Genomic DNA, 22893 nt, shown 5'->3' on the forward strand with positions numbered 1-22893 from the left:
GGTGCGCCCTCGCCGGTGTTGTCGGAGTTGTTGGTGTGGTCAGTGGTGTCGGTCACGGCACCCTCTCCGGCCGGTATGGCCGGAGCCGCGGCCTCTACGGTCTTGGCGGCATCCGACTGGTCCGGCTGGGTCGCGCCGGCCCCGGGGGGTCCTGCGGGACGCGAGGCCGCGCGGCGCCTGCGGCGCGGCGGCAGTGTGTCGCTGGGCGAAGTGTTCTCGGCCTCAGCGGGGTCGATCGGCTCAAGCATGCGGGGTTCTCCCGTCGCGCTCCCGGGCGCCGCGCCTGAATCCGGTCCGGCCGCGGCCCACGCGCGGAGCGCGGGGCCACCGTCCGGGGCGCGGGCGCCGCACGGGAGCTGATCTCTAGCTCGCCGGTTCCGTACGTACGAAGACGTACGGCCTGGCGAAAGTCCGGTTAAGTACGCGGCCCGACCCAGGTGGCTCCCGAGTACCAGGGCTGCGCTGCAACGACCGCCCTAAGCGGAACCGGAACCTTCAGGCGCCTTCGCGGCGGCGGGTGCGGGGGCTGTGGTAGAGCCTGTCTGCACTGCCTCGCGGTCGGGCGCGAGCGGGTCGGTCACCGATCCGGACTCCTCGTCGAGAAGCCCCTGCGCCAGCCTGGTCACCGCTGCGGGGACCGGCGGCGCCAGGTCGGCCACAGCGTGGAGACCGGAAAGGACGTCGTCGGGTCGTACGGCGGGTGTCATGTGCCGCACTACCAGCCGCAGTATCGCACAGGGCTCCGCCGCGGGCCTATCGCCCGCTTCCCCCTGTGGACGGGCGACGCTCTCGGCGAGCGGTACGGACGCCATCTCGACGACGGCCTCGCGGGCGTCGAAGCTGCGCATGCCGTTCTTCGTACGGCGCTGGACCTCGACGGTCTCGGCGGCGAGGAAGGTCTCGACGGCCTTGGCCGCGTCCTCCTGCGTCACTCCGTTCAGCCGCAGCTCCCAGATGGAGGCGGTCAGCCGGTCGGCGAGGCCCGAGGTGCGGGCCTCGACCGCGTCGATGATGTCGAGGCCGTCGGGCATCGACTCGTCGAGCAGTCGGCGCAGGGTCTGCGGGTCGCGGGGTGCGGTGAGCGCGATCTCCAGGTACTCGGCCTCGGAGCCGGTGCCGGTGGGTGCGGCGTTGGCGTAGCTCACCTTGGGGTGCGGGGTGAAGCCCGCCGAGTACGCCATGGGCACCGCGGCGCGGCGCAGGGCCCGCTCGAAGGCGCGCTGGAAGTCACGGTGGCTGGTGAACCGGAGGCGGCCTCGCTTGGTGTAGCGCAGTCGGATGCGCTGCACCGCCGGTGCGGGCGGCGGGCCTTCGGGCTGTCGCTTGCCCAGTGGTTCTTCTCCTCGGTGCGGGGCGGCGCGTCTTCCGCGCGCCCACAGGCCTGTGGGGGTGTCCCCGCGCGGCGGTTCCCGTCCGGTCCTCCGCTGCGCTGAGCAGGGAGGTCTCGGGGCCGGGTGCTGCGCCGGGGGCAGTCGTTGTACTACCCAGAGTACGCGCCGGGGACGGGGATGGTTCCCGGGGCGGGCGGTCGCGAGGACGGACGGGCCGCGGAAGGGGTGTGCTCCGCGCGAGGTCCTCAGCCCGTCCGACGCTTGAGAACGCGCGGACGCAGCACGTGCACCGGACGCAGCCCGTGCACCGGACGCAGCACGTGCACCGGACGCAGTCCACGCACCGGACGCAGCCCGCCCGCCGGACGCAGTCCACGCACCGGACGCAACCCGTCCACCGGACGCAACCCGGGCCACCCACCACCGGCGGCGCAGGCGGCCGTTCCGCGAAGCGGCCCGCCCACCCGCACCGGCACAGCCACCGCACCCTCCTACTTCGCTTCCGGCCCGGCACCCTTGACCAGCACCGTCCCCGGCACCCGCTCCCCCGAAGCAGCAACCGGGGCCGGAGCCAAGACCGAGGCCGCGACCGGAGCCGGAACCGGAGCCGCGGCCGGAACCGGAGCGGGAGCCGGACCCCGTTCCGGCCCCGCACCTCCCACCAACGCCCGCCAGGCTCCCCTCCGCGCCTCCCGGACCGAAGCCCTCGCCTCCCGCACCACCTGCCGTGCCGTCCGCCCCGCCGACCGCACCGCGTCCCTCACGCCCCGGCCGGCCCCGGCCGCGCCCCGGCCCGCCGCGACGGCCGCCCGCTTCACGGGCCGCCACACGCCGTCGCGCAGCCAGTGCCCGACCGGGGTGAACACACTCCGGTAGACCCAGCGCACCGGCCGCCCCACGAGCTGGTGGGCAAGCCATTTCACGCCCCGGCCCAGTGCCCGCGACACGTATCCGGCGACCTGCCAGCAGATTCCCAGCGCGGCCCGGATCTCCCGGCACAGCCACACCACCGGCCGCACCAGCAGCGTCATCACGACCCACGCCACCCCGTGCCCGAAGCCGCGCACCGCCCAGGTGAGGCCGTGGCCGAGCGGCGTCAGCAGCCGCCGGTACGTCCACACCACGGGGCGCACCACCAGCGTCCGTACGCACCACCCGCACCCGGCGCCGACCCCCTTCGCCAGCCACCGCAGCCCCTGCCCGACCGGCGTCAGCACCGACCGGTACAGCCACACCACCGGCGTCACCAGCAGCGTCCGTACGCACCAGTCGACGCCCGCCCACAGCGCGCGCCCCAGGGCTGTCGCAGCCGCACCCGTCCGCTGCGCCAGCCACCGCAGCCCGTGCCCGACCGGCGTCAGCGCCGACCGGTACAGCCACACCAGAGGCGCGACGCCGAGCCGCATCACGCACAGGACCACGGCCGCCCGGGCCCCACGCCCGCAGGCTGCCAGCCCGGCGCCCAGGTTCCGCCCGAGCCACCGCAGGGCGTGCCCGGCGGGCGTCAGCGCGTGCCGGTACAGCGCGACCCACATGCGTACGCCCAGCAGCGCGGCCAGCCACCGCAGGCCGTGACCCACCGGCGTCAGCACCACCTCATAGAGGCTGCGGGCGAGCGGGCGGAGAACGTGTCGCCACAGTGCCGCCCACGGAGTGACGAACACCGCCCGGCCGAGCCACCGCAGGCCGTGGCCGAGCGGCGTGAGGACCGTTCCGTACAGCCACACCCAGGGCGTCACGCACAGCGCGTGCCCCAGGCGCGTCACTGTCCGCCGGACCAGTTCGCCGCCCGTGCGCAGCAGGTCCCACACCACGCGTACGGGGAGGACGAGGACCAGGACCACGATCCGCACCGGGATCCTGACGAAGGCCGTCAGACAGCCTTCCTGCTGGGCCCGTGACTGTGACTGGAGCTCAGGCTGTGAGTGGGGCTCAGGCTGCGGCTGGAGCTCCGGCCCTGGCTGGGCCTGTGGCGACGGCTGTGTCCGTGGCTGTGTCCGTGGCTGTGCCCGTTGCTTCTCAAGGTCCATTTCCGGTCCTCTCCCCCGTTTCCCCTCCAGGACGCCTCAGCGGTCCGTTCGGATGCGGTCCCGCGCCGTGCCGGGACGCGAAAAGGTCCGGCCGGGGTGTGTCTCCCGGCCGGACCTCCGTACCGCGTGCGCTACTTGACGACCGACAGGGGAAGGAGCTTCTTCCCCGTAGGACCGATTTGGATGGACGTGTCCATCTGCGGGCACACGCCGCAGTCGAAGCACGGTGTCCAGCGGCAGTCCTCGACCTCGGTCTCGTCGAGCGAGTCCTGCCAGTCCTCCCAGAGCCAGTCCTTGTCGAGGCCGGAGTCCAGGTGGTCCCAGGGCAGGACCTCTTCGTAGGTGCGCTCGCGGGTGGTGTACCAGTCGACGTCGACGCCGTGGGCGGGGAGCGTCTTGGCCGCGGCCTGCATCCACCTGTCGTACGAGAAGTACTCGCGCCAGCCGTCGAACCGGCCGCCGCCCTCGTAGACGGCGCGGATGACCGAGCCGATGCGGCGGTCGCCGCGGGAGAGCAGGCCCTCGACGATGCCGGGCTTGCCGTCGTGGTAGCGGAAGCCGATCGAGCGGCCGTACTTCTTGTCGCCGCGGATCTTGTCGCGGAGCTTGGTGAGGCGCGCGTCGGTCTCGTCGGCGCTCAGCTGCGGCGCCCACTGGAACGGCGTGTGCGGCTTGGGCACGAAGCCGCCGATGGAGACGGTGCAGCGGATGTCGTTCTGCCCGGAGACCTTGCGGCCCTCGGCGATGACGTTGACCGCCATGTCGCCGATCTGCAGGACGTCCTCGTCGGTCTCGGTGGGCAGGCCGCACATGAAGTACAGCTTCACCTGGCGCCAGCCGTTGCCGTACGCGGTGGAGACGGTCCGGATGAGGTCTTCTTCCGAGACCATCTTGTTGATGACCTTGCGCATGCGCTCACTGCCGCCCTCGGGGGCGAAGGTGAGGCCCGAGCGGCGGCCGTTGCGGGTCAGCTCGTTGGCGAGGTCGACGTTGAACGCGTCGACGCGGGTGGAGGGGAGGGACAGGCCCACCTTGTCCTCCGTGTAGCGGTCGGCGAGACCCTTGGCGATCTCGGCGATCTCGGTGTGGTCCGCGGAGGAGAGCGAGAGGAGACCGACTTCTTCGAAGCCGGTGGCCTTCAGGCCCTTCTCGACCATTTCGCCGATGCCGGTGATGCTTCGCTCCCGCACGGGGCGCGTGATCATGCCGGCCTGGCAGAAACGGCAGCCGCGGGTGCAGCCGCGGAAGATTTCGACGGACATCCGCTCGTGGACGGTCTCCGCGAGCGGGACGAGGGGCTGCTTGGGGTAGGGCCACTCGTCGAGGTCCATGACGGTGTGCTTGGAGACGCGCCACGGCACACCGGACTTGTTCGGTACGACGCGGGCGATGCGGCCGTCCGCGAGGTACTCGACGTCGTAGAACGCGGGGACGTAGACATTGCCGGTCCTGGCGAGGCGGAAGAGGACTTCCTCACGGCCGCCGGGGCGGCCCTCCGCCTTCCAGGTCCGGATGATCTGCGTCATGTCGAGGACGGCCTGCTCGCCGTCGCCGATGACCGCGCAGTCGATGAACTCGGCGATGGGCTCGGGGTTGAAGGCCGCGTGGCCGCCCGCCAGGACGATCGGGTCGTCCAGGGTGCGGTCGGCGGCGTTCAGGGGAATGCCGGCCAGGTCGAGCGCGGTCAGCATGTTCGTGTAGCCGAGCTCGGTGGAGAAGGAGAGTCCGAAGACGTCGAAGCTCTTCACCGGGCGGTGGGCGTCGACCGTGAACTGCGGCACGTCGTGCTTGCGCATCAGCTCTTCGAGGTCGGGCCAGACGCTGTAGGTGCGCTCGGCGAGGACGCCCTCCTGCTCGTTGAGCACCTCGTAGAGGATCATCACGCCCTGGTTGGGCAGCCCGACCTCGTACGCGTCCGGGTACATGAGCGCCCAGCGGACGTCGCAGCTCTCCCACGGCTTGACGGTGGAGTTCAGCTCACCGCCGACGTACTGGATGGGCTTCTGCACATGCGGCAGGAGGGCTTCCAGGCGGGGGAAGACCGACTCAACAGGCATCGCGGTGTCTCTCATGAGCGGGCAGGGGGACCCTCAAGCCTAACTCGGGTCGGGGGTGGGTTTGCACGGGTGGCTCTGCCGGGGGGCGAGGGCAGGTGCGCGGGCGGTCCCGCGGCGCCCTCGCCCACCGGACGGGCCGGGTCACACCCCGGGCACCCGCGCCCACACCTCCCCCAGCTCCCGTTCCCGAGTCGCTCCGACCGCCTCCTCCTGTCCGTACAGCAACCCCCACACGAAGGCCGACTCGCCCGCCGCGTGGGCCTGGATCGCGAGGTTTCTCAGTTCGGTGCGGGCGACCACGCTGTCCTGGTGGTCGCCGAGCACCGTCTGGACGTCCTTGACCCGCTTGCGCAGCCGGTTCGCCGGTTTGCCCAGGACCGGGCGCGCCGATTCCGCCGCGTAGCGGAGGCGTTTCGCGGCCTTGCGGGCTTCGTGCAGGGCGACGTCCCGTTCGCCGCCCGGGGCGAGGGACAGTGCGTGTTCCGTACGGTCGGCCAGGCGGGCGTGGTCCTTGGCGAGCGCGGCGCGCAGTACCCCAGCCGCGTCCTTCGCCGCCGCCTTCCGCAGCGGCGGGTCCGCGAGCAGTGCGTCCAGGGACCGCAGCAGTTCCAGGTAGCGCCGGGAGTCCAGGACGGCGAGGGTCCGTCGCCTGGATCCGCTCCTGCGTGCCACCGACCAGATCCGCAGCCGTCCCCGTACCGGCCCGAGGAGCAGGGTGCGGGGCAGGGCGGAGAGGCGGGCGGTCAGGCGGGCGGCGAGGACCTCCTGGTCGCGGTCGACGCCCAGCTCGCCCGCCAGCCATTTGAGTTCGTCGCCGATCGGATCGGTGACCGTGCGGTCCAGGACCTTCCGGTAGGTCTTGAAGGCGCTGCGCATCCGTCGCGTCGCCACCCGCAGCTGGTGCACCGAGTCCGGCAGGTCCCGCCGTACCGCCGGGTCGTACGCGGCGACGGCCTCGGCCTGTGTCCGTACGTACGCGAGTACCCGCGCACCCGCCGTGCCGTCGTCCACGACCTCTCCGCGGACCGGTCCGCCGCCCGTCTCCTCCAGTGCCCGCGCCAGCTTCGAAGCCGACGGGGACGGCCGCACGCCCGCCTTGCGGAGCTTCTTCTCCACCGCGTCCAGGAAGGCCGGGTCGCCGTCGTCGGCGAGCTCCACCTCGATCTCCGTCCAGGAGGCGGTGCGCGGCTCGCCGTCGCCCGGCCGCTCGGCCGTCACCGCGTCGACGCTCACCTCGGCGAGCAGCTCACCGACGCCGTCCAGGAGGTGGCGGATCCGCCGCGACGACTTGAGCCGTACGGTCGCCACCAGCGGCTCCCCGCGCGTGCGCGCCCGTACGAGGGCGGACAGGGTGCGCGGTACTTCGCCGGCCGTGCCCAGCGGGGCGCGGATCTCGTCGCGTACGTCCGGGGAGACGGGGAGTTTCAGGTGCCAGCCCGCGTCGTCGCCGCCGGTGCGGCGGCGCAGGGTGATCGCGTGGGCGGCGAGGGCGAGGGTGGCGGTGTCGTAGTAGACGGCGTCGAGGTCGACGACTCCCTTGTCCTCGACGGACGAAACCCCGGCCACCTTGAGGAAGTCAGGCAGCCGGGGCGGGCCCTCGGTGTCGGTCGTGGTGGCTTCGTACTTCCGCTCGATCTCGCGCTTGGTGTCCGCCATGACATGAATCTAGACGCGATGCGGGCCTTCAGACAGAGGCCCGGCGGGCGGCGCCCGTGCCGTCGTCGGTCGGAGGGCCGGTGGCGGTCGGCGCCTATGCGGTCATCGGCCGCTGCACCCTGATGGACTGCAGCAGCCCGATCGCCACCCACACCGCGAACATCGACGAGCCTCCGTACGAGACGAAGGGGAGCGGGAGGCCTGCGACCGGCATGATGCCGAGGGTCATTCCGATGTTCTCGAAGGACTGGAAGGCGAACCAGGCGATGATCCCCGCCGCGACGATCGTGCCGTACAGCTCGGTCGTCTCGCGGGCGATGCGGCAGGCGCGCCACAGGATGACGCCGAGGAGGACGAGGATCAGGCCCGCGCCGAGGAAGCCGAGTTCCTCGCCCGCCACGGTGAAGACGAAGTCGGTCTGCTGTTCCGGGACGAACTGGCCGGTCGTCTGCGAGCCCTTGAAGAGGCCGGTTCCGGTGAGTCCGCCGGAGCCGATCGCGATGCGTGCCTGGTTGGTGTTGTAGCCGACGCCCGCCGGGTCGAGGTTCGGGTTGGCGAACGCGGCGAAGCGGTTGATCTGGTACTCGTCGAGGAGGCCGAGGGCGGCCACCAGGACGGCTCCCAGGACGCCCGCGCCGACCAGGCCGAAGATCCACCGGTTGGAGGCCCCGGAGGCCAGCAGCACACCCAGGATGATCATGGCGATGACCATGACCGAGCCGAGGTCCGGCATCAGCATGATGATCATGATCGGGATGACGGCGACGCCCAGCGACTTGAGCACCGTGCGGTGGTCGGGGTGGGCCTGGTCGCCCGCGTCGACCCGGGCGGCGAGCAGCATCGCCATGCCCAGGATGATCGTGATCTTGGTGAACTCGGAGGGCTGGAGCGAGAAGCCGCCGGGGACCGCGATCCACGCGTGCGCACCGTTGACGGTGGTGCCCAGGGGGGTGAGCACCGCGAGCACCAGGACGACGGAGAGCCCGTAGAGGATCGGCACCGCGCCGCGCAGGGTGCGGTGGCCGAGCCAGATCGTGCCGATCATCAGGGCGAAGCCGATGCCGGTGTTGAGCAGGTGCCGGAAGAGGAAGTAGTACGGATCGCCGTGCGTGAGCGAGTCACGGCCCCGGGTCGCCGACCACACCAGCAGCGCGCCGAGGCCCGACAGGGCGATCGCGGAGAGCAGCAGGGGCCAGTCGAGCCTGCGGACGAGGGAGTCGCGGGCGGCGAGCTTGGCGAAGGCGCCGCGCTCGGGTGCGTACCGCTGGACGGAGAAGCCGTGGGTGCTGTTCGCCATGTCAGTCCCCCACCCGCTGGACGTTGCGGCCCGCGGTGCCGCCGGCGCCGGGGCGTCCCTGGCCGGTCGGCGGGGGTCCTGCGGCCTCCACCGGATCGACGGGCTCCTTGGGCACGGGGACGTACGGCTTGATGGCGGGGGCGTCGATGGAGCCGTCCGCCTCGATCTTGGGGAGGTTCTGCTGCGGCTGCGGCAGCAGGGCCTTCTTCGGGTCGAACTTGCCGGCGTCGTCCAGTCCGTACAGCGCGTTGTAGATCTTCCGCACGGCAGGTCCTGAGGCGCCGGAGCCGGTGCCGCCCTGCGCGATCGTCATGACGATCGAGTAGTCCTTGGTGTAGGTGGCGAACCACGAGGTGGTCTGCTTGCCGTAGACCTCGGCGGTGCCCGTCTTGGCGTGCATCGGGATCTTGTCCTGGGGCCAGCCCTGGAACCTCCAGGCGGCGGTGCCCCGGGTGGCGACTCCCGCGAGGGCTTCGTCTATCAGTTTGTGCGTGCTCGCGTTCATCGGCAGCCGGCCCTGGGACTTCGGCTTGATCTCCTTGACGTGCTTGCCGTCGGCGCTGACGACGGCCTTGCCGACGGACGGGGTGTGGATGGTGCCGCCGTTGGCGAGGGACGCGTAGATCGACGCCATCTGTATGGGCGTGACGAGGGTGTCGCCCTGTCCGATGGAGTAGTTGACGGAGTCACCGGCGCGCATCTGGTTGCCGTCGATGCAGTTCTCGAAGGCGATCTTCTCGACGAAGCTGCCGTCCTTCTTGCCCTGCTTGCACCAGGCGTCCTTGTTGGCCGCCCAGAACCGCTGCTTCCACTGGCGGTCGGGGACCCGGCCCGCGACCTCGTTGGGGAGGTCGATGCCGGTCTCCTTGCCGAGGCCGAACTGGTGGGCCGTCTTGTAGAACCAGTCCTTGGCGTTCTTCTTCGGCTTGGTGCCGCCGTCACGCTGCCACTGCTGGTGGGCGAGGGCGTAGTAGACGGTGTCGCAGGAGACTTCGAGTGCGCCGCCGAGGCTGATGTTGCCGTGGCCCTTGGACTCGTAGTTGGTGAAGGTCTGGCCGCCGATGGAGTACGAGCTCGGGCAGGGGTAGTTGCCGTTGAAGTCGTAGCCGGCGTTGACGGCCGCGGTCGTCGGGATCACCTTGAAGATCGAGCCGGGTGCGGCCTGTGCCTGAATGGCCCGGTTGAGCAGCGGGAAGTTGGAGTCCTTGCCGGTGAGGGCCGCGTAGTCCTTGCCGGAGATGCCGCCGACCCAGGAGTTGGGGTCGTAGGTGGGGTTGGAGGCCATCGCGACGACCCGGCCGGTCTTGGCCTCCATCACGACGACGGCGCCCGCGTCCGCCTTGTAGTTGGTGCGGGTGTTCTTGTCGAACCCCTTGCGGGCTTCCTTCATCGCGTCGAGGAGTTCGTACTCGGCGACGGCCTGCACCCGGGCGTCGATGCTGGTGACGACGTTCGCACCGGGCTCGGCCTTGTCCGCCTTGGCGAGGCCGATGACGCGGCCGAGGTTGTCGACCTCGTAGCGGGTGACCCCGGCCTTGCCGCGCAGGTCCTTGTCGTACATCCGCTCCAGGCCCGAGCGGCCCACCTGGTCGGAGCGCAGGTACGGGGACTCGGAGTCCTTGGCCTTCTCGATCTCGGCGTCGGTGACGGGCGAGAGGTAGCCGAGGACCTGGGCGGTGTTGGCCTTGCCGGGGGCGGCGTAGCGGCGGACCGCGGTGGGCTCGGCGGTGATGCCGGGGAAGTCCTCGGCGCGCTCGCGGATCTGGAGGGCCTGCTGGGTGGTGGCCTTGTTGGTGACCGGGATCGGCTGGTACGGGGAGCCGTTCCAGCAGGGCTGCGGGGTCTTGGCGTCGCAGAGCCGCACCTTGTCGGTGACGTCCTTGGGTGCCATGTCGAGGATGTCGGCGAGGCGGGTGAGGACCGCTGCGCCGTCGTCCTTCATCTTCATGAGTTCGGTGCGGGACGCGGAGACGACGAGTTTGGTCTCGTTGTCGGCGAGCGGGACGCCGCGGGCGTCGAGGAGGGAGCCGCGGACGGCGGGCTGGACGACCTGCTGGACGTGGTTGTTCTTCGCCTCGTCGGTGTACTCGTCGCCGTTGCGGATCTGGAGGTACCAGAGGCGCCCGCCGAGGGTGAGGAGCAGGGAGAAGACGAGGACCTGGAGGACGATGAGCCGGATCGTGACCCGGGGGGTCCGGCCGGTCTCCGGAATGTTGGTCACAGGCGCTTCACTCCCTTGATGCGTCCGGCCTTGGAGGCCCTGGAGCGGGCGGCGCGCAGGCGCAGGCCGCTCTTCTGCTCGCCGATGCGCAGCCCCGTGCCGGAGGAGAGCCAGCCGGCGGAGACGTCGGCGCCGCCGGAGGAGGACTCGGAGAGCGGGTCGTTCTCGGCGCGCCTGGCGAGCGCCATGATGCCGGGGACGACGAACGGGGCGAGCAGCAGGTCGTACAGCGCGGCGGTGAACAGCAGTCCGCCGAGGCCCACGTGGCGGGCGGCGGTGTCGCCGACGAGGGCGCCCACCCCCGCGTACAGGAGGGTGGAGCCGAGTGCTGCGGCCACGACGACGAGCATCGGTCCTGTGGCGGAGCGGAGCCGTCCGTTCTCGGGCTTGGCGAGGCCTGCGAGGTAGCCGATGACGCAGAGTACGAGGGCGTAGCGGCCGGCGGCGTGGTCGGCGGGCGGGGCGAGGTCGGCGAGGAGGCCGGCGCCGAAGCCGATGAGGGCGCCGCTGACGTGTCCGTAGACGAAGGCCAGGCCGAGGACGACGAGGAGTGTCAGGTCGGGTACGGCGCCGGGGAGTTGGAGTCTGGCGAGGACGGTGACCTGGATGACCAGGGCGACGACCACCAGGGTGACGGAGAGCAGAATCCGGTTGAAGCGCATCAGGTTCAGCTCCTACTGGTCGGCGGCGTTGCCGTTGGCGGCGCCGTCGCCGTTGTTGTTGCCGTTGCCGTTGTTTGCGCCGTTGCCGTTGTTGTTGCCGTTGTTCGCAGCGTCGCCGTTGTTGTTGCCGTTGGCGGCGCCGTTGTTCTCGCCGGCCGGGGGCTTCGGCGTCACGGTGACGGTGACCGTCGGGGCGGGCTTGGGCTTGTTCGGCAGGACGGTGTCGCGGGGATCGGTGCGCGGGGCCGTCACGACGACGCCGACGAGGTCGAGCTTGGTGAAGCCGACGTAGGGGCGTACGTAGACGGTCCGCGTCAGGTCGCCGCCGGACGGGTCGACGCGTACGACCTCGCCCACCGGCACTCCGGGCACGAAGGGCTTGGCGGCGCGCGAGCCGAAGGTCACCAGGCGGTCGCCCGGCTTGACCTTGGCCTTGCCGTTGAGGAACTGGACGCTGAGCGGGCGGTCGCCCTGCCCGGTCGCGAAGCCCAGCTCGTTGGTCTTCTCCATGCGCGTGCCGACTGTGAACTTGGGGTCGTTGGCGAGCAGTACGGTCGAGGTGCCGGGGCCGACGGTGGTGATGCGGCCGACGAGTCCGTCCGTGTTGAGGACGGTCATGTCGCGCTTGACGCCGTCGTTGCTGCCGATGTCGATGGTGACGGTCCAGGAGAAGCCCTGGGACGCTCCTATGGCGATGACTTCGGCGCCCTTGATGCCGTACTGTCCGGCGCCCGCCTTCTTCAGCATGCCGTCGAGCTCGCGCACCCGGCTCTGGTTGCGGTCGTCGCTGCCGAGCCGCAGTCTGAGTTCCTGGTTGTCCCGCTCCAGCGCCTTGAGCTGGTCGTGGCTGTCGCCGGAGTCCCGTACCGCGCCGATCGCGTTGCCGATCGGGTCGACGGCGGTGGCGACGCCCTTCTCCACCGGTCCGAAGACGGCGGCGGCGGCCTGCCTGGCTCCGTCGACGGGTGACTGTTCGCCGCCGCGGATGTCGACCGTGATCAGCGCGAACGCTACGGCGATCAGCAGCACCAGGAGCAGCCGGCTCTCTCGTGTGTCCCTCACGTGCGACGGCCGTGCCTTCCTCGTCGGAAAAATGCGTATGCGTGTATATCAACGATCCGCCGCACGGGACGACAGGGCCCCGTACGGCGGATTTCTTCTGCAGCACCCGGGGCCGGCAGGTGGCCCCGGGCACTGGTGGTGCGTCCTGCTATCTGCGCGGCTGGGCGTCCAGCACCTGCTGGAGCGCCTCGAACTCCTCCACGCACTTGCCGGCTCCGAGGGCGACGGAGTCCAGCGGGTCTTCCGCGATGTGGATCGGCATGCCGGTCTCGCGGCGCAGCCGCTCGTCGAGGCCGCGAAGCAGGGCGCCGCCACCGGTGAGGACGATGCCGCGGTCCATGACGTCGCCGGAGAGCTCGGGCGGGCACTTGTCGAGCGTCGTCTTCACGGCGTCGACGATCGCGTTGACCGGCTCCTCGATGGCCTTGCGGACCTCGGCGGCCGAGATCACGACGGTCTTCGGCAGGCCCGAGACCAGGTCACGGCCGCGGATCTCGGTGTGCTCGTCCTTGTCGAGGTCGAACGCCGAACCGATGGTGATCTTGATCTGCTCGGCGGTCCGCTCACCGAGGAGGAGGCTGTACTCCTTCTTGATGTGCTGGATGATCGCGTTGTCCAGCTCGTCGCCCGCGACGCGGATCGACTGTGCCGTGACGATTCCTCCGAGCGAGATGACGGCGACCTCGGTGGTGCCGCCGCCGATGTCCACGACCATGTTGCCGGTGGCCTCGTGGACGGGCAGGCCGGAACCGATGGCCGCGGCCATGGGCTCCTCGATGATGTGCACCTGACGGGCACCGGCCTGCGTGGACGCCTCGATGACGGCGCGGCGCTCGACCCCTGTGATGCCGGAGGGCACGCAGACGACGACGCGCGGGCGGGCGAGGTAGCGGCGCTTGTGGATCTTCAGGATGAAGTAGCGGAGCATCCGCTCCGTGATCTCGAAGTCGGCGATCACGCCGTCCTTCAGGGGCCGTACGGCAACGATGTTGCCGGGCGTACGGCCGATCATCTTCTTCGCCTCGGAACCGACGGCGAGGATGCCGCCGGTGTTGGTGTTGATGGCGACGACGGAGGGCTCGTTGAGCACGATGCCCTTACCCCTGACGTACACCAGCGTGTTGGCGGTCCCGAGGTCGACAGCCATATCACGGCCGATGAACGACATTGGTTCCCTCTTCTTCCCCATGAGGATGCGTCGGGCCTTCCCGAGTGGAGCGTGCGATGGCTTGTGTCGGTAGGCGAAGTGGGTGGTGCGCCGGATGCTGCGGGCGCGGTGACTTCCATCGTAGTGCTGCATGTGCGGTCGCCGCGCGAGGGTCCTTCGCCATTGTGGGCGGAACACCTACCCGCCTCACCCATGGTGACGCGGTGTCGGGGGGATGCGTTCCCTCCGTCGCTGCGCATATGCCGAGGGGCGACCGAATTACTTCGGTCGCCCCAGACATGCGGCGCTGTTCGGCTGACATCGCGTCGGCGGGCGCATGGGTCGCTCGGGTCAGACGAGACCCGGGAAGAACAGCTTCAGCTCGCGCTCGGCGGACTCCTCGGAGTCCGAGGCGTGGATCAGGTTCTCGCGGACGATGGTGCCGAAGTCGCCCCGAATGGACCCGGGAGCGGCGGCAATCGGGTCGGTCGGACCGGCCAACTGGCGTACGCCCTCGATGACGCGCTCGCCCTCGACGACGAGGGCGACGATCGGACCCGACGACATGAAGGTGACGAGGGGCTCGTAGAAGACCTTGCCCTTGTGCTCGCCGTAGTGCGCTTCGAGGGTGTCCTGGTCGAGGCTGCGCAGCTCCAGCGCGCTGATCGTCCAGCCTGCCTTCCGCTCGATACGGCCGATGACCTCGCCGATGAGTCCGCGGCGGACGGCGTCGGGCTTGAGCAGGACGAGGGTGCGCTGGGTCACGGTGCGGGCTCCTTGGGTGTGGCGGGTGTGCGGGTGTGCGGGTGCGCTACGGACGCGGTGGGTCGCAGATTACAGGGCCGTACGGGGGACCTGTTACGCAGCGTCAGGCGCGGGGGGTGGGGTGCGGGCGGGGGTGTGGTGGGGCGGGCGTCGCCGGCGGCCGGGGGGGGGTAGGGGAGCGCCATTCCTGGCGCCCGGGGGGGGGGGGGGGGCGGGGCCGGCGGGGGCGGGGCGGGGGGGGGGGGGGGGGGGGCCGCCGGGGGGGGTTGGGGGCGGGCCTTGCCTGCGACAGGCGGGGGCGGGCGTTGCCTGCGGCGCCGTGCCCCTCTCCGCCCTTCCACCGTTCCTCGGCGTTCCCCGGGCTTCGCCCGGACCCCGGAGTTGCCCGTCCGGGCGGAGTGGATTCCCGCGGATGCGTCGTGGCTGGTCGCGCCCACGCGGCGGAGCCGCATGTCCCGTACAGCCCCGCGCCCCTTGAGGGCGCTATGCCTCCGCCTGTGCCGCCCACCGTGCCTTTGCCTCGTCGATCTTCCGGCCGTAGTGGATCGACGCCCACCACAGCCCGCCGAAGACCGCGCCCAGGAAGAACATCAGCGGCACCCAGAAGCCGCTGACGATCAGTCCGGCCTGGAGCGCCCAGCCCAGCTGGAGCCCTCCCGGCCGCGTGATCATTCCGCACAGCAGCACGGACAGCAGCATCGCGATGCCGCACACGGTCCAGACCGTGGCCATCGACAGGCCGTCGGACTTCATGGCGACGAGCCCGGCGAAGCCGATCACGAAGAACTCGCCGATCAGCGTCGAAGCACAGAGCGTACGCACAGGAACTCAGCCCCTCCCCAGCAGCAGCCGGGCCTCTCCGACCGTGATGACGGACCCGGTGACCAGCACGCCGCCGCCGGAGAACTCGCCGTCCTCCTCGGCCAGTGTGATGGCCTCCTCGATCGCGTCGTCGAGCCGGGGCTCGACCTGGACGCGGTCGTCGCCGAAGACCTCGACGGCGATCGCGGCGAGTTCGTCGACGTCCATGGAGCGCGGGGTCGAGTTGGCCGTCACGACGACCTCGGCGAAGATCGGCTCGAAGGCTTCGAGCAGCCCTCGCACGTCCTTGTCGCCGCTCGCGCCCACGACCCCGATCAGCCGGCTGAAGCTGAACGCCTCGCCGACCGCCTCCGCCGCAGCCCGAGCGCCCGCCGGGTTGTGCGCGGCGTCCAGGACGACGGTCGGGCTGCGCCGGACGACCTCCATCCGGCCGGGGGACGTCACCGAGGCGAAGGCCTTGCGGAGGGTGTCGATGTCCAGGGTGCGGGTGTGCTCCGCGCCGATGCCGAAGAAGGCCTCGACGGCGGCGAGCGCGACGGCCGCGTTGTGTGCCTGGTGGGCGCCGTGGAGCGGGAGGAAGATCTCCTCGTACTCCCCGCCGAGTCCGCGCAGCGTGATCAGCTGGCCGCCGACGGCGACCTCGCGGGCGACGACGCCGAACTCCATGCCCTCGCGGGCCACCGTCGCGTCGACCCCGACGGCCTTCTTCAGCATGACCTGCGCCGCGTCGACCGGCTGCTGTGCCAGGACGACGGTCGCGTCCTGCTTGATGATCCCGGACTTCTCGCCCGCGATCTCGCCGGGCGTCGTGCCGAGCCGGTCGGTGTGGTCGAGGGAGATCGGGGTGACGACGGCGACGGTGGCGTCGATGACGTTGGTGGCGTCCCAGGTGCCGCCCATGCCGACCTCGACGACCGCGACGTCCACGGGTGCGTCGGCGAAGGCCGCGTACGCCATGCCGGTCAGGATCTCGAAGAAGGAGAGCCGGTAGTCCTGCGACGCGTCGACCATCTCGACGTACGGCTTGATGTCCTCGTACGTCTCCACGAAGCGCTCGGCGCTGATCGGTACGCCGTCCAGGCTGATGCGCTCGGTGATCGACTGCACGTGGGGGCTGGTGTAGCGGCCGGTGCGCAGCTCGAAGGCGCCGAAGAGGGCCTCGATCATGCGGGCGGTGCTGGTCTTGCCGTTGGTACCGGTGATGTGGACGGAGGGGTACGCCCTCTGGGGCTCGCCCAGGACGTCCATCAGGGCGGCGATCCGGGTGACGGAGGGTTCGAGTTTGGTCTCGCCCCAGCGGCCCGCGAGCTCGGTCTCGACCGCGCGCAGCGCCTTGTCCACCTCCGGGTCGGCGGGCCTGGCGGGCACGCCGTCGTCGGCCGGGGCGCCGCCCTGGGTTCGCAGGGTGCGGCTGCCGGCCTCGATGACGGCGAGGTCGGGATCGCGGCCGGTCTCGGCCTCCACGATCTCTTCGAAAGCGTGGTCGTCAGCATGGTCGTCGTTCGGGGGGAGGTCGCTCACTCCGCCAGTCTACGGAGGAGGTACGACAACGGCGGACAGGCCCTTCGCCCACCCACCGCAGGGACTATTTATCCCTTCCATACCGAACGAGTGTGTGACCCTGGTAGATCACGATTCGGGAGGATATCGAGTGAGCGACGAGACGACGAAGGCTGCCCCGCGCAGCCGGAGCGGCCGTGACAGCCGGGACATAGGCATCGACCTGGGTACGGCGAACACCCTGGTGTACATGCGGGGGCACGGCATCGTCCTCAACGAGCCCTCCGTGGTGGCGGTGAAGGCCGGTTCGACGACGGCGCTGGCCGTCGGCACCGAGGCCAAGGAAACGATCGGCCGCACCCCTGGTTCCATCACCGCGATCCGCCCCCTCAAGGATGGCGTGATCAGCGACTACGAGGCGGCCGAGGAGATGATCCGGCACTTCGTCCGCAAGGCGGTCCCGGGCCGCCGCCCGCGCACCCGCATGGTCGTCTGCGTGCCGAGCGGCGTGACGCCGGTGGAGCGGCGGGCCATCGTGCACGCCGCGGACCGGGCCGGGGCCCGCGCCGTGCACCTCATAGAGGAGCCGATGGCGGCGGCGATCGGCGCGGGTCTCCCGGTGTCGTCGGCGCGCGGTTCGATGGTGGTGGACATCGGCGGCGGCACGACGGAGGTTGCCGTGATCTCGCTGGGCGGCATCGTGACCGCGCAGTCGCTGCGGGTCGGCGGCGACCGGATGGACACCGCGATCACCGATTACGTACGCAAGGAGCACCGGCTGCTCATCGGCGAGCGCACCGCCGAGGACATCAAGGTCGCGATCGGTTCGGCGTGGCCGGTGCCCGCGCGTCCGGAGCTGGAGCAGGAGACGTTCACGATCCGGGGCCGGCAGAAGGTGGGCGGTCTGCCGATGTCCCTCGATCTCTCGGTGGCGGAGGTGCGGGCGGCGCTGGACGAGCCCGTGGAGGCGATCATCGCGGCGGTGCGCACCACGCTGGAGGAGTGCCCGCCGGAGCTGTCGGGCGATGTCATGGAGCACGGCATCGTGCTGACCGGCGGCGGCGCCCTGCTGCCGGGTCTCGACCTGCGGATCGCGGCGGCGACCGGCATCCCGGTGTACGTCGCGGACAATCCGCTGGACTGTGTCGCGCTGGGTTCCGGCAAGTGCGTGGAGGACTTCGACAACCTCCAGAAGCTCCTGAAGGCGAGCTAGCGCAAGGCCCGTACCCCGGCGGGCAGCACCGCGACGACCCGGTACTGCCCGTCGTGGTGGCCCGCTTCCAGGGTGCCGCCCATGGCCTGTACCCGCTCCTCCATCGAGAAGGTGCCGGTGCCCGCCGACACGGGCTGCCTGGCGGGCGCCGTGCCGGGCAGGTCGTTGCACACCTCGATGCGCAGGTGTACGCCGTCGAGCGTGATCCGTACCCGTACGGCCTCGTCCGGCGCGTGCTTGACGGCGTTCGTGAGGCACTCCTGGACGACCCGGTAGACGGCTGCCTGGCGCAGGGGTGACAGTGCGGTGGCCCGGCCGTCGATGTCGAGGACCACCGGGCTGCCCGCCCGCTCCCCCTCGACGGCGAGCACGGCCAGGGCCTCGATGCCGGGGGTGGCGTCCCGTTCCTGGGCGCGCTGCACGATGATCTCGTTGAGGATGCGGTGTGCCTTGCGGGCGGTGTCGGCCAGCTCGTCGAAGTCCTTCTGGTGGGCCTCGCCCCGCGCCCGTACGGCCAGCACCTCGGCCCGTACGGCGAGCAGGGTCAGTTCCCGCCCCACGAAGTCGTGGACGTCGCGGGCGACCGACAGGCGTTCCTGCTGGACGGCCCTGAGCCCGGCCGCGTGCCCCTTCTGGACCTCCAGTTCCCGTACGAGGTCCTGGCGGTTCGCGGCGACGCCGACGCCTGCGGCGAGGACGCCGATGGGCACGACGAGGCTCAGGAACTCCATGAGGGTGTCGGCCTGCTTCTGGGGCCACTTCTGCAGCAGGAACAGCACGTACGCGAAGGCCACGTATCCGAGCGTCGCCAGGGTCGCGGGGATCCTCCCCCGGTAGCGGCCGATCTTGTACAGGGCGAACTGCATCAGCGTGAGTTCGTGCAGCCAGCCGAGCAGGCCGAGTGCGACGACGTACGGGATCCAGGGGAAGCGGCGGTGCAGCAGCAGCGAGCTCGCGCCGAGTGCGAGGACGGCGGTGGCGGAGACGCGGTTGAGGGCGTTGTCCGCCTCCGCCAGGCCGGGCACGTCCAGCAGCATCAGGCCGAAGCAGATCAGCGGGACCAGCAGGTCCAGGGTGTGCCGGTGGACCGCGGGGCGTTCCAGGAGGCGTCGGCCGGCCGCCCGGGCCCGGTGTACCGGCGAGGCGGCGGGCTTGTCGTGCATACGCTCCATGATGCAGGGACTTTCGCCCTGGTTCGACGGACTTCTGTCCCGTTACGAGTGATTTGAGGCACTCGTAACGGGGGCAGCCGTCGAGGTACGGCGAGGGCCCCGCACCAGCCGTTCGGTGCGGGGCCCTCGCCGTGGTCGTGCGTACGCCTACTGGGCGGGCAGTGCCTCGATCTGTGCGGTGATGCGCGCGATGTCGGACTCGGCCTTGGTCAGCCGGCCGCGGATCTTGTCCACGACGTTGTCGGGGGCCTTGGCGAGGAACGCCTCGTTGCCGAGCTTGGCGTTCGCCTGGGCGACCTCCTTCTTGGCGGCCTCCAGGTCCTTGGTGAGGCGCTTGCGCTCGGCGGCGACGTCGATGGTGCCGGAGAGGTCGAGGGCGACCGTGGCACCGGCGACGGGCAGCGAGGCGGTGGCGTGGAAGCCCTCGCCCGCGGGCTGGAGGCGCAGGAGCTGGCGGATGGCGGCCTCGTGCGGGGCGAGCGCCGTGCCGGTCAGGGTGAGCTCGGCCGGGACCTTCTGGCCGGGCTGGAGACCCTGGTCGGAGCGGAACCGGCGGACCTCGGTGACGACCTGCTGGACGAGCTCGATCTCCTGCTCGGCGGCGGCGTCGCGGAAGCCCGAGTCGACCGGCCAGTCGGCGACGACGAGGGACTCGCCACCCGTGAGGGTCGTCCAGAGCGTCTCGGTGACGAACGGGACGATCGGGTGCAGCAGGCGCAGGGTGACGTCCAGGACCTCGCCCAGGACCCGGGCGGAGACCTTCGCCTGCTCGCCCTCCGCGAAGAAGGTCGTCTTGGAGAGCTCGACGTACCAGTCGAAGACCTCGTCCCACGCGAAGTGGAAGAGGGCGTCGGACAGCTTGGCGAACTGGTAGTCGTCGTAGAGCGCGTCGACCTGGGCGACGACCGTGTTCAGCCGGGACAGGATCCAGCGGTCGGTGGCCGTCATCTGCTCGGGCGCGGGCAGTTCGCCCTCGACCGTGGCGCCGTTCATCAGCGCGAAGCGGGTGGCGTTCCAGACCTTGTTGGCGAAGTTGCGGGAGCCCTGGACCCAGTCCTCGCCGATGGGCACGTCGACGCCCGGGTTGGCGCCGCGGGCCAGGGTGAAGCGGACGGCGTCGGAGCCGTACTTGTCCATCCAGTCCAGCGGGTTGACGACGTTGCCCTTGGACTTCGACATCTTCTTGCCGCTCTCGTCGCGGACCATGCCGTGGAAGGCGATGGTGCGGAACGGGACGTCGCCCATGGCGTACAGGCCGAACATCATCATCCGGGCGACCCAGAAGAACATCAGGTCGTAGCCGGTGACCAGGACGGAGTTCGGATAGAACTTCTCCAGCGACTCCGTCTGCTCCGGCCAGCCCATGGTCGAGAACGGCCACAGGCCGGAGGAGAACCAGGTGTCGAGGACGTCGGTGTCCTGGTGCCAGCCCTCGCCGGTGGGCGCCTCGTCGTTCGGGCCGACGCAGACCATCTCGCCGTTCGGGCCGTGCCAGACGGGGATGCGGTGGCCCCACCACAGCTGGCGCGAGATGCACCAGTCGTTGAGGTTGTCGACCCAGTCGAAGTAGCGCGGGGTCAGCTCGGCGGGGTGGATGTTGACGCGGCCGTCGCGGACGGCGTCGCCGGCGGCCTTGGCGAGCGTCTCGACCTTGACCCACCACTGCATCGACAGGCGCGGCTCCAGCGTCGTCTTGCAGCGGGAGCAGTGGCCGACGGAGTGGACGTACGGGCGCTTCTCGGCGACGATCCGGCCTTCCGCGCGCAGGGCGGCGACGATCGCGGAGCGGGCCTCGAAGCGGTCCAGGCCCTGGAAGGGGCCGGGGGTGATGATGATGCCGCGCTCGTCGAGGACCTGGATGGTCTCCAGGTCGTGGCGCTGGCCGATGGCGAAGTCGTTCGGGTCGTGCGCCGGGGTCACCTTGACGGCGCCGGTGCCGAACTCGGGGTCGACGTGGGTGTCGGCGACGACCGGGATGCTGCGGTTCGTGAGCGGCAGTTTGATCTGCGTGCCGATCAGGCGGGCGTAGCGCTCGTCGTCCGGGTGGACGGCGACGGCGGTGTCGCCGAGCATCGTCTCGGCGCGGGTGGTGGCGACGACGATGGTGTCCTCGCCCTCGCCGTACTTCATGGAGACGAGCTCGCCGTTGTCGTCCTGGTAGTCGACCTCGATGTCGGAGATCGCCGTCAGACAGCGCGGGCACCAGTTGATGATGCGCTCGGCGCGGTAGATCAGGCCGTCGTCGTACATCTTCTTGAAGATGGTCTGGACGGCCGTGGACAGGCCCGCGTCCATGGTGAAGCGCTCGCGGTCCCAGGCGACGCCGTCGCCGAGGCGGCGCATCTGGCCGGAGATCTGGCCGCCGGACTCTTCCTTCCACTGCCAGACGCGCTCGACGAACGCCTCGCGGCCCAGGTCGTGGCGGGACTTGCCGTCCTTGGCGAGCTCGCGCTCGACGACGTTCTGGGTGGCGATGCCCGCGTGGTCCATGCCGGGCTGCCACAGCGTCTCGAAGCCCTGCATGCGCTTGCGGCGGGTGAGGGCGTCGATCAGCGTGTGCTCGAAGGCGTGGCCCAGGTGCAGGCTGCCGGTGACGTTCGGCGGCGGGATGACGACAGTGAAGGGGGGCTTGTCGCTCTTCGCGTCGGCCGTGAAGTAACCGCGTTCTACCCAGCGCTCGTACAGCGGCCCCTCTACAGCGGCCGGCGTGTAGGTCGTCGGCAAGCTTGAATCAAGCACAGCGGGGGCGGATGCGGGCTGCGGAGTCTGAGAGTTCTCGGTCACACGGCCAGTTTAAGGGCCTGCGGGTACCGCTCCGAAACGCGTTTATTAGGTAACAGTCCGGCCCCCGGAAGCCCGTGTGTCACACCCGTCGGCCAGGATGTTCGCGACGCATAAGCATCTGGAGGGGAACTCCGTACATGAGCTACAACCAGCCCGGCCCGTACGGCGGCCAGCAGCCGCAGCAGCCGAACCCGTACGGCGGCCAGAGCGGCCCGTACGGCCAGCAGCCGCCGCAGGGCCAGCCCGGTTACGGCTACCCCCAGCAGGCGCCGCCGCCGCAGGGTTACGGCTACCCGCAGCAGGCTCCCCCGCAGCAGCAGCCGTACGGTCAGCAGCCGCAGCCCCCGTACGGGCAGCAGCCCCAGCCTCCGTACGGGCAGCAGCCGCCGCAGGGCCCTTACGGCCAGCAGCCGTACCCGGGCTCCCCCGAGGCCCCGAAGAAGAAGAAGAGGACCGGCCTGATCGTCGGCCTCGCGGTGGTCGTGGTCGCGGCCGGGGCGGGCGCGTACTTCCTGTTCTTCAACGGCATCAAGGACGACGGCCCGCACAGGCTGACGACGCCGGAGGCGGTGCTGGGCGGGGAGTACAAGCACCCCAAGCAGGTTCCCGTGTCGAAGGGCGACGAGGAGTCGAAGAAGGTCTACGAGACGGCCGGGGTCACCGACTTCACGATGACGGGCACCGCCTACACGACGCTCGACACCTCCAAGCTCAGCCCCACCGACCCCTCGTCGATGGAAGCCGTCAACAAGGCCAAGAGGCTCAACTTCAATGGTGCGTACGGCACCGTCAAGGACCCGGAGAAGGCGCTGAAGTCCTACTTCGAGTCGGTGCGGCTCAGCGCCCAGAAGGACGCGGGGAAGAAGGGCAAGCCGCAGTTGGTCGGCACCCCGCAGAACGTGTCCCCCGCCAGCCTGGACAACGCCCTGATGAAGTGCCAGGGCGTCCAGGTTCCGGACCCGGCCACCAAGCAGATGAAGGAGAACTACATCTGCGCCTGGGCGGACTACAGCACCCTCGCCGCGGGCAGCGCGGTCGACCCGCAGCAGCCGCTCTCGATGGACGCGGCGGCCGACCTGCTCGCCAAGCTCCGCCAGGACGTCCGCGTCAAGAAGTGACCCGTCCGGTCAACAGCGAGGAGGGCCCGTCCGGTTGAGATCAACCGGGCGGGCCC

At 70.6% G+C, this 22893-nt stretch carries 17 protein-coding genes; 2 read left to right on the plus strand and 15 right to left on the minus strand.

The features are described 5' to 3' along the window. From ACWGIG_RS20890 to folC, 13 genes are all read right to left on the minus strand, one after another. On the minus strand, positions 1-248 hold a 248-nt coding region (locus ACWGIG_RS20890; RefSeq protein ID WP_453323132.1), incomplete at its 3' end, for a hypothetical protein. 228 nt (positions 249-476) lie between these two features. Beyond that, on the minus strand, positions 477-1289 hold the full coding sequence (locus tag ACWGIG_RS20895) for a TIGR03936 family radical SAM-associated protein (RefSeq protein WP_453323133.1): 813 nt from the start codon (positions 1287-1289) through the stop codon (positions 477-479). A 533-nt stretch (positions 1290-1822) separates the two neighbouring features. Continuing rightward, the gene (locus tag ACWGIG_RS20900) at positions 1823-3184 is read right to left on the minus strand and encodes a hypothetical protein (RefSeq protein WP_453323134.1); all 1362 of its coding nucleotides are present in this window, start codon (positions 3182-3184) and stop codon (positions 1823-1825) included. 308 nt (positions 3185-3492) lie between these two features. Then, complete coding sequence (locus ACWGIG_RS20905) at positions 3493-5418, minus strand: TIGR03960 family B12-binding radical SAM protein (protein ID WP_453323135.1); 1926 nt, start codon at positions 5416-5418, stop codon at positions 3493-3495. A 141-nt stretch (positions 5419-5559) separates the two neighbouring features. Then, a complete protein-coding gene (locus tag ACWGIG_RS20910) occupies positions 5560-7074 on the minus strand; it encodes a CYTH and CHAD domain-containing protein (protein ID WP_453323136.1) in 1515 nt (504 codons plus the stop codon). A 94-nt stretch (positions 7075-7168) separates the two neighbouring features. Beyond that, entirely contained in the window at positions 7169-8371 is a 1203-nt protein-coding gene (gene rodA, locus ACWGIG_RS20915; protein WP_453323137.1) for a rod shape-determining protein RodA, read from the minus strand. Position 8372: 1 nt separating this feature from the next. Continuing rightward, on the minus strand, positions 8373-10592 hold the full coding sequence (gene mrdA / locus ACWGIG_RS20920; protein WP_453323138.1) for a penicillin-binding protein 2: 2220 nt from the start codon (positions 10590-10592) through the stop codon (positions 8373-8375). Continuing rightward, positions 10589-11254 carry a rod shape-determining protein MreD gene (mreD, locus tag ACWGIG_RS20925; RefSeq protein ID WP_453323139.1) on the minus strand — a complete coding sequence of 222 codons (666 nt, stop codon included), beginning with the start codon at positions 11252-11254 and terminating at the stop codon, positions 10589-10591. Before mreD ends, mrdA begins: the two co-directional genes overlap by 4 nt. A 12-nt stretch (positions 11255-11266) precedes the next feature. Further along, a complete protein-coding gene (mreC, locus tag ACWGIG_RS20930; protein ID WP_453323140.1) occupies positions 11267-12316 on the minus strand; it encodes a rod shape-determining protein MreC in 1050 nt (349 codons plus the stop codon). Positions 12317-12464: 148 nt separating this feature from the next. Further along, positions 12465-13484 (minus strand): rod shape-determining protein, encoded by a 1020-nt coding sequence (locus ACWGIG_RS20935; protein WP_362410885.1) that lies wholly within the window; start codon positions 13482-13484, stop codon positions 12465-12467. Between the two features lie 330 nt (positions 13485-13814). Further along, entirely contained in the window at positions 13815-14228 is a 414-nt protein-coding gene (ndk, locus tag ACWGIG_RS20940; RefSeq protein WP_453323141.1) for a nucleoside-diphosphate kinase, read from the minus strand. 483 nt (positions 14229-14711) lie between these two features. Continuing rightward, the gene (locus ACWGIG_RS20945; protein WP_453323142.1) at positions 14712-15050 is read right to left on the minus strand and encodes a DUF4233 domain-containing protein; all 339 of its coding nucleotides are present in this window, start codon (positions 15048-15050) and stop codon (positions 14712-14714) included. Positions 15051-15056: 6 nt separating this feature from the next. After that, positions 15057-16571, minus strand: coding sequence for a bifunctional tetrahydrofolate synthase/dihydrofolate synthase (folC, locus tag ACWGIG_RS20950; protein WP_453323143.1), 1515 nt, complete (start codon positions 16569-16571; stop codon positions 15057-15059). 130 nt (positions 16572-16701) lie between these two features. Here folC and ACWGIG_RS20955 point away from each other — a divergent pair, with 130 nt between their 5' ends. Next, complete coding sequence (locus ACWGIG_RS20955) at positions 16702-17763, plus strand: rod shape-determining protein (protein ID WP_453323144.1); 1062 nt, start codon at positions 16702-16704, stop codon at positions 17761-17763. On the opposite strand, the gene ACWGIG_RS20960 is transcribed toward ACWGIG_RS20955, so the two are convergent. Then, positions 17760-18926: a sensor histidine kinase gene (locus ACWGIG_RS20960; protein ID WP_453323145.1), complete on the minus strand. Its 1167-nt coding sequence runs from the start codon at positions 18924-18926 to the stop codon at positions 17760-17762. The genes ACWGIG_RS20955 and ACWGIG_RS20960 overlap by 4 nt on opposite strands. 156 nt (positions 18927-19082) lie before the next feature. Continuing rightward, positions 19083-21719 (minus strand): valine--tRNA ligase, encoded by a 2637-nt coding sequence (locus ACWGIG_RS20965; protein WP_453323146.1) that lies wholly within the window; start codon positions 21717-21719, stop codon positions 19083-19085. 137 nt (positions 21720-21856) lie between these two features. Here ACWGIG_RS20965 and ACWGIG_RS20970 point away from each other — a divergent pair, with 137 nt between their 5' ends. Further along, a complete protein-coding gene (locus tag ACWGIG_RS20970; protein ID WP_453323147.1) occupies positions 21857-22837 on the plus strand; it encodes a hypothetical protein in 981 nt (326 codons plus the stop codon). Positions 22838-22893: the final 56 nt, after the last annotated feature.

The sequence above is a fragment of the Streptomyces sp. NPDC054863 genome, assembly GCF_053610825.1.

What these genes read in the sequence shown, in the direction of transcription:
- ACWGIG_RS20905 (WP_453323135.1), bottom strand. Translation starts at nt 5,418, where the DNA reads ATGCCTGTTGAGTCGGTCTTCCCCCGCCTGGAAGCCCTCCTGCCGCAT.
- ACWGIG_RS20910 (WP_453323136.1), bottom strand. Translation starts at nt 7,074, where the DNA reads ATGGCGGACACCAAGCGCGAGATCGAGCGGAAGTACGAAGCCACCACG.
- rodA (WP_453323137.1), bottom strand. Translation starts at nt 8,371, where the DNA reads ATGGCGAACAGCACCCACGGCTTCTCCGTCCAGCGGTACGCACCCGAG.
- mreD (WP_453323139.1), bottom strand. Translation starts at nt 11,254, where the DNA reads ATGCGCTTCAACCGGATTCTGCTCTCCGTCACCCTGGTGGTCGTCGCC.
- ACWGIG_RS20935 (WP_362410885.1), bottom strand. Translation starts at nt 13,484, where the DNA reads ATGTCGTTCATCGGCCGTGATATGGCTGTCGACCTCGGGACCGCCAAC.
- ACWGIG_RS20960 (WP_453323145.1), bottom strand. Translation starts at nt 18,926, where the DNA reads ATGCACGACAAGCCCGCCGCCTCGCCGGTACACCGGGCCCGGGCGGCC.
- ACWGIG_RS20970 (WP_453323147.1), top strand. Translation starts at nt 21,857, where the DNA reads ATGAGCTACAACCAGCCCGGCCCGTACGGCGGCCAGCAGCCGCAGCAG.